The following is a 12,734-nucleotide window of genomic DNA, read 5'->3' on the forward strand; positions in this document are numbered from 1 at the left end:
AAAGCAGCCGGGCAGGCACATGACAGGGATGTGAGCGGCGGTGTGCTGCGCCAGCACCGGCTTGAACAGGAAGAACAAGAATGGTTTCGCGTGTGATACCGGTCGACCCGTTTGACCTGGTGATTTTTGGCGGCACAGGCGATCTTGCACAGCGCAAGATCCTGCCGGCGTTGTTCCGCCGTCATTGCGCTGGCCAGCTGACAGGCGCTGAGCGGATTATCGGGGCTGCGCGCTCTGGCTTGTCCAGTGCTGAATACCGCACAATCGTGGCCGAAGCGGTGCGGGCGCACGCGGGCCCCAAGGCCTGCGGCGGCGGTGCATTGGAGGCGTTTCTGGAGCGGATCAGCTATGTTGCGCTTGACGCTTTGGGAGAGGCGGGCTGGCAGGAGTTGAGCCACCAGTTGCGGCCGGACGATGAGGCGCCAGTCCGTATGTTCTATTTCTCGGTAGGGCCAGGCCTGTTCGGCCCGCTGGCAGAGCGGCTGCACGTCCATGGGCTGGCCAATGCAGATACACGGATTGTTGTGGAAAAACCGTTCGGCCGGGACCTGGCCTCTGCGCAGGAGCTGAACCGGACGTTGGCCAGTCATTTCGATGAGGGTCAGATCTACCGGATCGACCATTACCTGGGCAAGGAAACCGTGCAGAACCTGATGGCGGTCCGGTTCGGCAACATGCTGTTTGAACCGTTGTGGAACAGCCAGTATGTCGATCACATTCAGATCACCGTGGCCGAGACCGTAGGTGTCGAGGGGCGCGAGGAATATTATGAACGCGCAGGCGCAATGCGAGACATGATGCAGAACCATCTGATGCAGCTTTTGTGCCTGATCGCGATGGAGCCGCCGGCCAAATTCGACCCGGACGCGGTGCGTGATGAAAAGCTGAAAGTGATCCGCGCACTGGACCCGGTTGAGCCGCATCACATCGTGCGCGGCCAGTATCAGGCGCGCCTGGATCCGTCAGACCCGCATCCTTCGTACCGAGGGCTGGTCAGCAATCCGCGCAGCAGCACCGAAAGCTATGTTGCCTTGAAGGCGCATATCAGCAACTGGCGGTGGGCGGGCACGCCGTTCTACTTGCGCACCGGCAAGCGGCTGGTGAACCGGTCTTCGGTTATCAATGTGATGTTCAAGGACGCACCGCATTCGATCTTCGGGGCCGAGGCCGGGCGCCATGCAAACCATCTGAAGATCCGCCTGCAGCCCAACGAAGGCATCACGCTGAGCGTGACGATTAAGGAACCGGGGCAGGGCGGAATGCGGCTGATCGACGTGCCGCTGGACATGAGCTTTGCCGAGGCGCTGGGACCTGAGGGCGGCGATCCGCCGGATGCCTATGAACGGCTGATCATGGATGTTGTGCGCGGCAACCAGACGTTGTTTATGAGGGGCGACGAGGTTGAGGCGGCCTGGGCCTGGACGGATCCGCTGATTGCGGGCTGGAAGTCCCGGGGCGATGTGCCTAAACCTTATGAAAGCGGCAGCACCGGACCCGGCGATGCCGATTTGCTGATGCGCCGCGATGGGCGTGAATGGAGAGGGATAAACCCATGAAATTCAACGAATACCCTGATCAGGACATGCTGGCGATCGAAGTCGCCAATGAAATTGCAGGCGATCTGAAAACCCATCTTCTCACACATGATGCGGCTTCTTTTGCAGTGGCGGGCGGTACCACGCCGGGGATGATCTTTGACGACCTGTGCGCTGCCGATATCGAGTGGGACCGGGTGCAGATTATGGCCACGGATGAACGCTGGGTGCCCGCAGACAGCCCGCGCTCCAATGCAGCAATGATCCGCGCACGGTTGCTGCAGAACCGGGCAGCGGCGGCGCAATTGCTGCCGTTTCATGTGCCGGAGCGGCAGCCCGAAGAGGTGCTGGCGGAACTGGAAAGCCAGGTTGTGCCGCAATTGCCGCTGTCCGTCCTGCTTTTGGGAATGGGTGAGGACATGCACACAGCCTCGCTGTTTCCTGGCGCTGAAGGGATAGAGGATGCACTGGCGGCGGATGCGCCTGCGCTTATTGTCATGCGGCCTGACAGTCAGCCCGAAGCGCGTATCAGCCTGACAGCACGGGTGCTGGATGCCGCCATAGCCAAACATTTGGTGATTTTCGGGGACGCCAAGCGCCGGGCGCTTGAACAGGCGCTGGCATTGCCGCCGGAAACCGCGCCAATCCAAGCGGTAATGTCCGAGGTATCCGTGCATTGGGCGCCTTGAATTCAGGAAAGATTGATATGTTCAAGGATTTGAAGTCGCTGCGTTCCCAGGAATGCGGTGAGAGTATTTCCGGGTTGTTTGAAAAAGATCCGAACCGCGCTGATATGTTCAGCGTGCGGTTTGAAGCGCTTTTGTTCGACTACTCCAAGACGCAGATCACCGTCGAAGTGCGCGCGGCGCTGACGGCATTGTGCAGTCAGCAGAATGTAGCCGGGCGGCGTGATGCCATGTTTGAAGGCGGAGAGATCAATGAAACCGAGCAGCGCGCGGTGCTGCATACAGCGCTGCGGGATCCCGACGGTCCTGAACTGATCGTCGAGGGGGAGGATATCCGTGCTCCTCTGCGCGCGACGCTCGGGCGGATGGAGCGTTTGGCGCGGCGTGTGCGCTCGGGCAAACTGGCAGGCCCCGGCGGCCCCTTTACCGATGTGGTGAACATTGGCATCGGCGGGTCTGACTTGGGGCCGGTGATGGCGGCGCTGGCGCTGGCACCGTATCACGACGGGCCGCGGTGCCATTTTGTGTCCAACGTCGACGGCGCTCACATTCACGACATCCTGCAACGGATTGATCCGAAAACAACTTTGGTGATCGTGGCCTCCAAAACTTTTACCACAGTCGAAACCATGACCAACGCCGCGACCGCGCGGCGATGGATTGAGGCCGGCGGCGGTGAACCTGCGCGCCAATTCCTGGCGCTGTCAACTTCCGAAGAGGAAACCGCAGCCTTCGGCATCCCGCGGGAGCATGTGTTCGGGTTTGAGGATTGGGTCGGCGGGCGTTATTCGGTGTGGGGCCCGATCGGGCTGAGCCTGATGCTGGCGGTCGGCCCGGACCGCTTCCGTGCATTCCTGGCCGGCGGCAAGGCGATGGACGACCATTTCCGCACGGCCCCCTGGGAACAGAACATGCCGGTGATGCTGGCATTGACTGGCATTTGGCACAATCAGGTCTGCGGCCATCCGACCCGCGCGGTGCTGCCATACGACCAACGGCTGCGGCGCCTGCCGGCTTATCTGCAGCAGCTGGAGATGGAATCAAACGGCAAGTCTGTTGCGATGGATGGCGCGCCTTTGCCGTATCCCTCAGGGCCTGTCGTATGGGGCGAGCCGGGCACCAACGGGCAGCATGCTTTTTATCAGCTGCTGCATCAGGGCACGTCGGTCGTGCCTGCAGAATTCCTGGTTGCAGCCAAGGGGCATGAACCGGAGCTGGAGCCGCATCACCGGTTGCTGGTGGTCAACTGCCTGGCCCAGTCCGAGGCTCTGATGCGCGGACGCAGCCTGGAAGAGGCCAGCGCGCTGATGCAGGATGCTGGGTATGAAGGCGCCGAGCTGGAACGTCAGGCGCGCCACCGGGTTTTTCCGGGCAACCGGCCCTCAACCACGCTGATCTATCCGCAGCTGACACCCTATGTGCTGGGCCAGATCATCGCGCTTTATGAACACCGGGTGTTTGCCGAAGGCGTGATCCTTGGCATCAATTCCTTTGACCAATGGGGCGTGGAACTGGGCAAGGAACTGGCCGATTCCCTGATGCCGCTGTTGGCGGGGGAGAAAGATGATGCGGGCAAGGACGGGTCCACCCGTGCCTTGCTGGACTTCGTGCGTAATTCCAAGGCCTGAGACAGGCACTAGTGCAGGCGGGGCAGGTCAAGCCCCGCCGCCAATTCAGGGCAGTGTCACGCTGCTGGTGATGGTATTGACGAATTTCCCGGTTTCCGGGTCTGTCATTGACGAGAAGCCGCCGCCGCCCTCGGCATGCGACCAGTGGCCAGTGCCGCCAGTCAGTTTCCAGCTGCCGGTCAGGGCGCCGGACGGATCCATTGCTTCAGCAGTCCAATGCAGCACAACCTTGTCACCGGTACTGCTGGTAAAGGCGCATATGCCGCCGCCGTCAACGCTGCCGGACGCAATCTCAACCGCGCCGAAACACGGCCCTGACGCACCGTTCATCGGGTGGCCGGCATCTGCCATTTCCATGTTGTCATAAGAACTGCTGATTTGCATGACCATGTGCCCGTCGGCAATTTCAGTTACAGAGCTGGTCGAGATACCCGTTCCAGTGCCTGCCTGGTCCCAGGTCGTGCCGGCAATTCCGCCTCCCGCGCTGAAGGCGCAAAACAGTGCCATAAACAAACAATGACGTTTCATACTGGTTCCCTCTCAAAACAATCCGCCTGCATTGCACAGACGGACCGCGTCAGGTTAGCACAGTTTTGCAGAACCACGCGCTGGCAGGTGGCAATGGGGCCGCAATCAGAATATCAGATCCCGCGCGCCGAATACGTCCAGGCCATCAAAATCTATTCGCATCTCAGCAGCCGGGTCACCGTCCAGATTGATTTCCAAGAGCGACCGGGCGGTATCGAACCTGACTTCGCCAGCGCCTGAGAATTCCGCATCCCGGCCAATCCATTTCAGGTCCTGAACCCCGGGTGCATCGCGGTCGCCGTCGATTTCGCTGAGATCGGTCTTATCGCCCTGCTTGCGATTGAAATCGGTGACCGTGTCGCGTTTGTTCGGCCCCGTACCGGAATCTCCGCTGTAAAAGACAAAGACATCCGCTCCCTTGCCGCCTTCCAGCCAGTCAGCGCCGCCGGGGCCATGAATTCCCTCCGGTCTGCCAGTGCCGTAGATGCCGTCCTATCTGCCGGTGCCCCTGATGTCATCGTCAAGGATCCGGGCATTGGCGGCGGTGATGCCGCTGGTCACGTTCAATCCAGCTGGAAAGCTGCCTTGTTTCAGCACCAGCAAGAAGGCTTCGGTCCCTTCAGCCCGGTAATCAGGCAGCAGCCCCGCATTCACAGCGGCCTTGGTCTGACGGGGTGCAAAGGTTAACGCCCCTTTGGTTTCCACGTGATCTTGCCCGGCTTTGGCCTTGTTGTCCTTGGTGGTATAGCGGATTTTGTCAGTGCTGCTGAAGGGGTCGGACAGGGTCACTTCAAAGGCTGCAAACCGGCCGTCTTGAAAGGGCTCCTTAGCTTGGGTCGCCGTTACCTGAATGAAGCGGTCGAGATTGACGCCATCGTCACCCAGGATAACGGCGTCCGCGCGCGGCACCTTGGCGTTGCCGGTGAAAATGCCGCCGCTGGGATCAAACAGTTCGATGCCGAAACTTTCATCGGTCTCGGAAATGCGGTCAGCCGGACCCGGACCTCAACCGTTTTGGACGTCTCGCAAGGCGCAAAAGCCAAGGTGCCATTGAAGCCCGGATAATCAATAGACTCGTCAGCAGCGCCTGCCATTGACCTGTAGTTCACCTCGACCGCATCTTCGGCGGGCTGCGACAGCATCAGCGTGAAAACAACTGTGCTGCCAAACCCCGAACCGGTGCTTTCCACTGCATTGGCTGAGGTCAGGGACAAAGCCGGTAAACCGCTGCTGCCGTCGTTGTCCAGGATCGTGGCTGTACCCGAAAGCCCCGATGCAGTCCTCGCCTGCGATCGTATTGCCGTTCTTGGTCCGGTAATCCAGCGTGAGGCTGCTGGCGGCAGGTTCGGACAGGCGGATGGTGGAATACGCTTTCCGGGTGCCGCCATTTCCCTCCACCACAACCGGTGAGGAAACAAAGACCGCCCGGTCCAGACCCGCGCCAACATCGTCCAGCGCAAAGTCGCTTTGCCGCAGCACGGCTGACCGACCCGCAAAGGATGCGCCGGCCGGTTTGAAGATGCGGCCCGCCAAGCTGATTAAACATTCACTCGTTACCTGCGGGCCGCTGCCCCTGTTGGTTAAGGGACCATTTAAGGGTAGGCCGAGGAGCTCGTCTTTTACGGGGAATTTTCGTCTGCGAAGGTCAAGACTGGCGGGGCGCTCGCTGCAAACCTATGATTTGCCTGCCCTTAGGGGTGCTGACTCATGCAGCTTATAACCGGACTGCACGCAGCCGCTTCTGGTGGAATGCTGGCAATCCTGTGTTTCTGGATGGGCGCAAGGGGCGGCGCCTCAGTGCAGTAGACAAATACTCTGGGAGTACTTCCGGGTCTCACGCTCCAGAAGCTGGCTTTGTGGCCCCGATTTTGCCTTTTAATGCAGTTTCGTCAATCGGAACTGCAGGGGCAGCTTCCACTATCACATTGAAAGCAAGGAAAAAGTGTTGGGAGATTTGGAGCGGGTAGCGGGAATCGAACCCGCGCCTTAAGCTTGGGAAGCTCGCATGATACCATTTCACCATACCCGCTCGTTGAGCAAAGGATTATGCCGCGACGCCAGTGAGGTCAAGGGCATCGCAGCGTATTTTCATGCGGAAAAGTCAGCCGCGTCGGCGTCGGCGGCGGCCTCCGCCAGCGCCTTCGCTGTCTCCGCCGCCGGTGTTGAAGTTCACTTGCGGCAGGGTCACCACGGTGCCAAGGATCGGGAACGGTTCAGCTGAGTTTGGAATGGCTGATGCGTTCACGAAATGCTCCTGGAAGCGCGGCTCCACGGCGGTTTCGATCTTCTCGATGTTGCGGACGGTTTCCTCGATCTCGTTGCGTGCTTCGGTGTTCAACAGCGCAATGCGGGCCCCGGTGCCTGCGGCGTTGCCAGCCGAGGTTACCTTGTCCAGCACACAGTCGGGGATCATGCCCAGCACCATCGCGTGCTTGGCCGAAATATGCGCGCCGAATGCACCGGCCAGAACCACCCGGTCCACCGTTTCAACGCCGAATTTGTCCATCAGCAGGCGCGCACCGGAATAAAGCGCCGCCTTGGCCATCTGGATCGCGCGGATATCCGGGTTGGTGACGGTAATGGTCGGACCGCCGTCGGCAGAGCCGTCCCACAGCATATAAGCGTTGGTGCGCCCGTCCTGGATGCAGCGGGCCGTGCCGGCCTGTTCTGCCGAGCCAATCAGGCCGGAGGCGTCCAGCACCCCGGCCAGGCGCATTTCGGCTATCGCCTCGATTATGCCGGAGCCGCAGATGCCGGTGATGCCGGTGGTGGCAATGGCTTCGCCAAAACCGTCCTCATCCGACCAGATTTCCGAGCCGATCACCCGGAAGCGGGGTTCCTTGGTCTCGGGGTTGATCTCGACGCGTTCGATGGCGCCGGGGGCAGCGCGCTGACCGCTGGAGATCTGTGCGCCCTCGAATGCGGGGCCGGTGGGGGAGGAACAGGCCAGCACCTTTTCCTTGTTGCCCAGCAGGATCTCGGCGTTGGTGCCGACATCGACGACCAGCACCAGATCTTCAGACTTATCAGGTGCTTCGGACAGTGCCACCGCGGCAGCGTCAGCGCCGACGTGGCCGGCGATGCAGGGCAGCAGATAGACGCGGGCGGCGGGGTGGATGTTCAGATCCAATTCCACTGCGCGCAGCGCCAAGGAATTGGAGGTTGCAAGCGCAAACGGGGCCTGGCCCAGCTCAAACGGGTCGATGCCAAGGAACAGATGGTGCATCACCGGGTTGCAGACAAAGACCGCATCGACAATCAGCGCCTTGTCAATCTCTGCCTCAGCAGCGATTTGGGTGAACAGCGCGTTCATGCCCTCACGCACCGCGCGGGTCATTTCCTGATCGCCGCCCTTGTTCATCATCGAATAGGACACTCGGCTCATCAGGTCTTCGCCAAAGCGGATCTGCGGGTTCATGATACCGGAGGAGGCGACGACCTCGCCGGTTTTCAGGTCGCACAGATGCGCGGCAATGGTGGTAGAGCCGAGATCAACCGCGAGGCCGTAAACAGTGCCTTCGTAGAAGCCTGGCCAGATATGCATGATCTTGGGCGGGTGGCTTGCGTCGCCCAGATGCACGGCCACGGTCACCTTCCAGCCGCCCTTGCGCAGGGCAGGCTGCAGCGCATGCAGGATATGCAGATCGGTCTTGACGCCCTTCAGCTGCCACTGGGCCTCCAGCGCCTCGATCAGCCGTTCCATGTCGCCTGTCGGTTTGTGCATGTCCGGCTCTTCGACCTCGACATAGAACAGGCGGGTGGAAGGGTTCATGGTGATGTCGCGGGCCTCGGCGCGCTTGCGCACCACTTGGCGGTGGACCTGGCTTTCCGGCGGCACGTCGATCACGATATCGCCCTGCACGGTGGCCTGGCAGCCCAAACGGCGGCCGTCGATCAGGCCGCGCTTGTCCTTGTAGCGCTGTTCAACCTTGTTCCATTCGCTCAGCGCGCCTTCTTCGGCGGTCACGCCATGCTTGGAAAACTCACCATAGGACGGGGTGATCTGGCATTTCGAGCAGATCCCGCGGCCGCCGCAGACCGAGTCGAGGTCGACCCCAAGCTGCCGCGCGGCGGTAAGGATCGGCGTGCCCGCGGGGAAACGCCCGCGCTTGCCGGATGGGGTAAACACAACGAGGGGTTCGTCAGTCATGCCTGTAGCCTTCTCATTCCGCAATTTAGGCGGAGCATATGGGCTTTTGCGGCAGGCGAAAGGCAATGGGCGGCATTTTCCCGTCTGCTGGCGCCATTTTTCCATATTTGGTGACTTTGGGATGCGGTTTTTATCAGGCCGGCTGTCAGGGGGCGGCTTGAGCCTCAACCTCTTTCAGCCACGCCAGAATCTCTGCCCGGTTGCCATCCAGCTGCGGAGCAGGGGCGCGGGTTGCCGGATCTGCCAGACCGCTCATTTTTATCGGATTGCCAGCCGACAATTTTGCGGATTGGCCGTTTTTCCCCAGAACTTCGACAACCATATTACGGGCCAGGATCTGCGGGTCCTTCATGACCTGATCCACCGTCTGGATCGGCCCTGTCGGAATGCCCGCCCCGGTCAGAACCCCGATCCAGTGGTCTTTGCTGTTCCCTAAGGTTATCGCTTCGATCAAGCGTTTCAGAAGGCGTGCATTTTCGCACCGCGCCGGATTGGTGGCAAAACGCGGGTCTTCGGCAAGCGGCAAATCCAGCGCGTCACAGAGCCGGGCAAACAGCGCGTCATTGCCGGCAGCAATCACAAACAGCCCGTCTGACGCGTGGAACGTCTCAAACGGGGTGATTGACGGATGCCGGGCGCCGGAGGGCTGCGGGGCTTGTCCGGTGACCGATGTGATAGCGATGGCGTGCTCCAGCAGCGCCAGCTGACTGTCCAGCATGGCAACGTCGATGAACCGGCCCTGACCGGTTTTCTGCACGTCCAGAAGGGCTGCCAGGACGCCGTGCCCCAGAAACATGCCCGCCACAATATCGCCGATCGAGGCGCCGACGCGTACCGGATCGCGGTCCTTTTCGCCGGTGATCGACATCACCCCGCCGCGGGCCTGGACCACCATGTCATAGGCCGGCCTCAAAGCATCGGGGCCAGAGTGGCCAAAGCCCGACACGGCACCATAGATCAGCCGCGGGTATCTGGCGTGCAGATCTTCCCAGCCATAGCCCAGCCGCTGCATCACGCCGGGGCGGTAGTTCTCCAGCAGCACGTCGGCCTGCGCCAGCAGCCGCTCAAAAACCGCGCGGTCCTCGGGCGCCTTCAGATCCAGTGCAATGCTTTTCTTGCCGTGGTTGATGGTGGCGAAATAGGCGCTTTCTCCCTCCTTGAACGGCGGGAAGGTGCGGGTGTCGTCGCCTGTTCCGGGGCGTTCCACCTTGATGATTTCAGCGCCTAGATCCGACAGGATCATTGAACAGTAAGGACCGGCCAGAACATGGGTGAGGTCCAGCACGGTGACGTTTTCCAATGGGGCGGGCATGGCAATATCCTGCATCATCCTTGCAGGTTTTCTGATACGCCAAGCAGGCCTGCGCGCTTTGACCCAGATCAGAGCCGCCCGAAAGAGATTGCTGCACTGCAGGAATTCTTGCCCGCTGCCTCTTTCCCCCCGGTGGGTTCTGTGCCATAGGGTCACCGCCAAACGGGGTTATGCATGAGGATGACCAATGCAGATTCGTGAGGCTCTCACCTTTGATGATGTTCTACTGGTGCCAGGCGCGTCGAGCGTACTGCCCAATACCGCTGATACGCGCACCCGGGTGACGCAGTCGGTATCGCTGAACATCCCGCTTTTAAGCTCGGCCATGGACACAGTGACCGAGTCCCGCATGGCGATTGCCATGGCCCAGGCCGGCGGCATGGGGGTGATCCACAAGAACCTGAACGTGGAAGAGCAGGCCCGCGAAGTGCGCCGGGTCAAACGCTTTATCTCGGGCATCGTTTACAACCCCATTACGCTGACCGCAGACCAGACCCTGGCTGATGCCAAGGCGCTGCAGGAACGCTACCGGGTGACCGGATTCCCAGTGGTGGATGGCGCGGGCCGCGTAGTTGGTATCGTCACCAACCGCGACATGCGCTTTGCCTCGGATGACAGCACACCGGTGTCGGTGATGATGACCTCAGACAATCTGGCGATGCTGCAGGAGCCGGCGGATCTGGAAGAAGCCAAATCGCTGATGAAGGCGCGCCGGATCGAAAAACTGCTGGTCTCCGACAAGGATGGCCGGCTGACGGGGCTGTTGACCCTCAAAGACACCGAACAGGCTGTGCTGCACCCGACCGCTTGCATGGATGAGCTGGGCCGCCTGCGGGTTGCCGCCGCCAGCTCGGTCGGCGACAGCGGCTTTGCCCGCTCCGAGGCGCTGATCGACGCAGGTGTTGATATCGTCGTTGTGGATACGGCGCATGGCCATTCGGCGGGCGTGATCGACGCGGTAAAGCGGATCAAGGCACAGTATGGCGCGGTGCAGGTGATTGCCGGCAACGTTGCCACGGCTGAAGCCACCCGTGCGCTGATTGATGCGGGCGCTGATGCGGTCAAGGTCGGCATCGGCCCGGGTTCGATCTGCACCACCCGCATGGTGGCCGGTGTCGGCGTGCCGCAGCTGACCGCGATCATGGATTGCGCAAATGCGGCCGGTGATATCCCGGTGATCGCCGACGGCGGCATCAAATTCTCGGGCGATTTTGCCAAGGCGATTGCGGCGGGTGCCTCCTGCGCCATGGTTGGATCGATGATCGCGGGCACGGATGAATCCCCGGGCGAGGTGATCCTGTATCAGGGCCGCTCGTTCAAATCTTACCGCGGCATGGGCTCGATGGGGGCTATGGCGCGCGGCTCGGCGGACCGGTATTTCCAGAAAGACGCCGCCAGCGACAAGCTGGTGCCGGAAGGCATCGAAGGCCAGGTCCCCTACAAAGGCGGCGCCGGGCCGGTGGTTCACCAATTGGTCGGCGGTCTGCGTGCGGCAATGGGCTATACCGGTTGTGCGACCGTGGATGAGATGCGCAAGAATTGCAATTTTGTCCGCATTACCGGCGCCGGGTTGAAGGAAAGCCATGTGCATGACGTGCAGATTACCCGCGAAGCACCGAACTACCGGGCAGGATAAGCTGATGATGGCCGCGTGCAATCATAAGGCAGGGGCATGACCCCCGCCGCCCGCCTGCAGGCGGCCATTGAGGTTCTTGACCGGATTCTGGAGGGCGAGCCTGCGGAAAAGGCGCTGACCTCCTGGGGACGCCGGAGCCGGTTTGCCGGATCAAAAGACCGCGCCGCGGTGCGTGACCATGTGTTTACAGCGGTGCGGTGCCAGCGGTCGCACGCAGTCCTTGGCGGCGCGCACAGCGGCCGGGGGCTGGTTTTGGGCGCCTTGCGGGAAGCGGGGCAGGACCCGGACGAGTTCTTCAGCGGACAGGGGTATGGGCCTGCACCTTTGACCGAGGCGGAACGTCAGCTGCCTTCCCCGCCGGAAGCGGCAGAGGCACTGGATATTCCCGATTGGCTGTGGCCTGAGTTCAGCAGCAGTCTTGGGGATCAGGCTGAGGCCGCAGCGCTGGCTCTGCGCAGCCGTGCGCCGGTGCATTTGCGGGTGAACATTGCCCGCGCCACGCTTGTGCAAGCGCAAGAGGCGCTGAGCGCCGACGGCATCGCCACCCGGCCGCATCCAGCCGCCGCCACCGCGCTGGAAGTGACCGAAGGCGCCCGCAAGCTGCGCAACACCAAAGTGTACCAGGACGGTCTTGTTGAATTACAGGACGCAGCGAGCCAGGCGGTCACCGCGCTGTTGCCATTGCAAGACGGCATGAAAGTGCTGGATTACTGCGCCGGCGGCGGCGGCAAGGCATTGGCCATGGCCGCGCAGGCGGACCTCCGGCTGTTTGTCCATGATGCCGATCCCAGGCGCATGAAAGACTTGCCCGAACGTGCGGCCCGGGCTGGTGTGCAGGTGCAGCAGCTGTTGACTGCGGAGCTTGACAGCAGCGGGCCGTTTGACCTGGTGCTGTGCGATGCCCCCTGTTCCGGTTCCGGGTCCTGGCGGCGGGCACCCGAAGGCAAATGGCGGCTGACGCCTGAAAACCTGCAGGACCTGCATAAGACCCAAGCAGATATCTTGCGCACAGCGGCAAGCCTGACGGCGCCTGGCGGGACCCTGGCCTATGCCACCTGCTCGGTGCTGGATGGCGAAAACTCTGAGCAAGTTCAAAGGTTTTTGCAAGAGAACGAGGGCTGGTCGCTGGCGGCGCAGCAAAGCTGGCACGTGCAAAACGGCACCGATGGTTTCTTTGTTGCTGTGTTGACGCGCGCAAAGGGCGGTTGTTAGGGTCGCCGCCGGGAAACCTTTGTGTTTCTTAACGTGGTTTTAACCAA

Annotated in this window: 12 protein-coding genes and 1 tRNA gene; 6 read left to right on the top strand and 7 right to left on the bottom strand. The window is 61.4% G+C overall.

The window, feature by feature from the left end:
- Positions 1-80 precede the first annotated feature (80 nt).
- From zwf to pgi, 3 genes are read left to right on the top strand one after another with little or no spacing between them, the layout of a single operon-like run.
- Positions 81-1,556 carry a glucose-6-phosphate dehydrogenase gene (gene zwf / locus ETW24_RS09390; RefSeq protein ID WP_129370814.1) on the top strand — a complete coding sequence of 492 codons (1,476 nt, stop codon included), beginning with the start codon at positions 81-83 and terminating at the stop codon, positions 1,554-1,556.
- Positions 1,553-2,224 carry a 6-phosphogluconolactonase gene (gene pgl, locus ETW24_RS09395; RefSeq protein WP_129370815.1) on the top strand — a complete coding sequence of 224 codons (672 nt, stop codon included), beginning with the start codon at positions 1,553-1,555 and terminating at the stop codon, positions 2,222-2,224. Before zwf ends, pgl begins: the two co-directional genes overlap by 4 nt.
- A gap of 17 nt (positions 2,225-2,241) precedes the next feature.
- Entirely contained in the window at positions 2,242-3,849 is a 1,608-nt protein-coding gene (gene pgi / locus ETW24_RS09400) for a glucose-6-phosphate isomerase (RefSeq protein WP_129370816.1), read from the top strand.
- A gap of 45 nt (positions 3,850-3,894) precedes the next feature.
- On the opposite strand, the gene ETW24_RS09405 is transcribed toward pgi, so the two are convergent.
- On the bottom strand, positions 3,895-4,233 hold the full coding sequence (locus ETW24_RS09405; protein WP_254695732.1) for a hypothetical protein: 339 nt from the start codon (positions 4,231-4,233) through the stop codon (positions 3,895-3,897).
- Here ETW24_RS09405 and ETW24_RS24785 point away from each other — a divergent pair.
- Positions 4,228-4,617 carry a hypothetical protein gene (locus ETW24_RS24785; RefSeq protein ID WP_254695733.1) on the top strand — a complete coding sequence of 130 codons (390 nt, stop codon included), beginning with the start codon at positions 4,228-4,230 and terminating at the stop codon, positions 4,615-4,617. The two genes, ETW24_RS09405 and ETW24_RS24785, sit on opposite strands and share 6 nt — an antisense overlap.
- 252 nt (positions 4,618-4,869) lie before the next feature.
- On the opposite strand, the gene ETW24_RS24265 is transcribed toward ETW24_RS24785, so the two are convergent.
- From ETW24_RS24265 to ETW24_RS09430, 6 genes are all read right to left on the bottom strand, one after another.
- Entirely contained in the window at positions 4,870-5,166 is a 297-nt protein-coding gene (locus ETW24_RS24265) for a Calx-beta domain-containing protein (RefSeq protein ID WP_164982725.1), read from the bottom strand.
- Positions 5,167-5,219: 53 nt separating this feature from the next.
- On the bottom strand, positions 5,220-5,519 hold the full coding sequence (locus tag ETW24_RS25385; RefSeq protein ID WP_441328138.1) for a Calx-beta domain-containing protein: 300 nt from the start codon (positions 5,517-5,519) through the stop codon (positions 5,220-5,222).
- Complete coding sequence (locus ETW24_RS25390; protein ID WP_254695735.1) at positions 5,455-5,856, bottom strand: hypothetical protein; 402 nt, start codon at positions 5,854-5,856, stop codon at positions 5,455-5,457. Before ETW24_RS25390 ends, ETW24_RS25385 begins: the two co-directional genes overlap by 65 nt.
- 476 nt (positions 5,857-6,332) lie before the next feature.
- A tRNA-Gly gene (locus ETW24_RS09420) sits at positions 6,333-6,406 on the bottom strand.
- A gap of 72 nt (positions 6,407-6,478) precedes the next feature.
- Positions 6,479-8,527, bottom strand: coding sequence for an ASKHA domain-containing protein (locus ETW24_RS09425; protein WP_129370820.1), 2,049 nt, complete (start codon positions 8,525-8,527; stop codon positions 6,479-6,481).
- 145 nt (positions 8,528-8,672) lie between these two features.
- On the bottom strand, positions 8,673-9,839 hold the full coding sequence (locus tag ETW24_RS09430) for a CaiB/BaiF CoA transferase family protein (RefSeq protein WP_129370821.1): 1,167 nt from the start codon (positions 9,837-9,839) through the stop codon (positions 8,673-8,675).
- A gap of 187 nt (positions 9,840-10,026) precedes the next feature.
- Between ETW24_RS09430 and guaB the strand changes: the two genes are divergently transcribed.
- Entirely contained in the window at positions 10,027-11,475 is a 1,449-nt protein-coding gene (gene guaB / locus ETW24_RS09435) for an IMP dehydrogenase (RefSeq protein WP_129370822.1), read from the top strand.
- 36 nt (positions 11,476-11,511) lie between these two features.
- On the top strand, positions 11,512-12,687 hold the full coding sequence (locus ETW24_RS09440) for an RsmB/NOP family class I SAM-dependent RNA methyltransferase (RefSeq protein ID WP_129370823.1): 1,176 nt from the start codon (positions 11,512-11,514) through the stop codon (positions 12,685-12,687).
- Positions 12,688-12,734 lie beyond the last annotated feature (47 nt).

Origin of the sequence: Leisingera sp. NJS204, from assembly GCF_004123675.1 — a bacterium.
Lineage (GTDB): Bacteria > Pseudomonadota > Alphaproteobacteria > Rhodobacterales > Rhodobacteraceae > Leisingera.

Coding starts and splice junctions, on each gene's coding strand:
- zwf (WP_129370814.1), top strand. CDS start 81: ATGGTTTCGCGTGTGATACCGGTCGACCCGTTTGACCTGGTGATTTTT.
- pgl (WP_129370815.1), top strand. CDS start 1,553: ATGAAATTCAACGAATACCCTGATCAGGACATGCTGGCGATCGAAGTC.
- pgi (WP_129370816.1), top strand. CDS start 2,242: ATGTTCAAGGATTTGAAGTCGCTGCGTTCCCAGGAATGCGGTGAGAGT.
- ETW24_RS09405 (WP_254695732.1), bottom strand. CDS start 4,233: ATGCAAATCAGCAGTTCTTATGACAACATGGAAATGGCAGATGCCGGC.
- ETW24_RS25385 (WP_441328138.1), bottom strand. CDS start 5,519: ATGCTGTCGCAGCCCGCCGAAGATGCGGTCGAGGTGAACTACAGGTCA.
- ETW24_RS09425 (WP_129370820.1), bottom strand. CDS start 8,527: ATGACTGACGAACCCCTCGTTGTGTTTACCCCATCCGGCAAGCGCGGG.
- ETW24_RS09430 (WP_129370821.1), bottom strand. CDS start 9,839: ATGCCCGCCCCATTGGAAAACGTCACCGTGCTGGACCTCACCCATGTT.
- guaB (WP_129370822.1), top strand. CDS start 10,027: ATGCAGATTCGTGAGGCTCTCACCTTTGATGATGTTCTACTGGTGCCA.
- ETW24_RS09440 (WP_129370823.1), top strand. CDS start 11,512: ATGACCCCCGCCGCCCGCCTGCAGGCGGCCATTGAGGTTCTTGACCGG.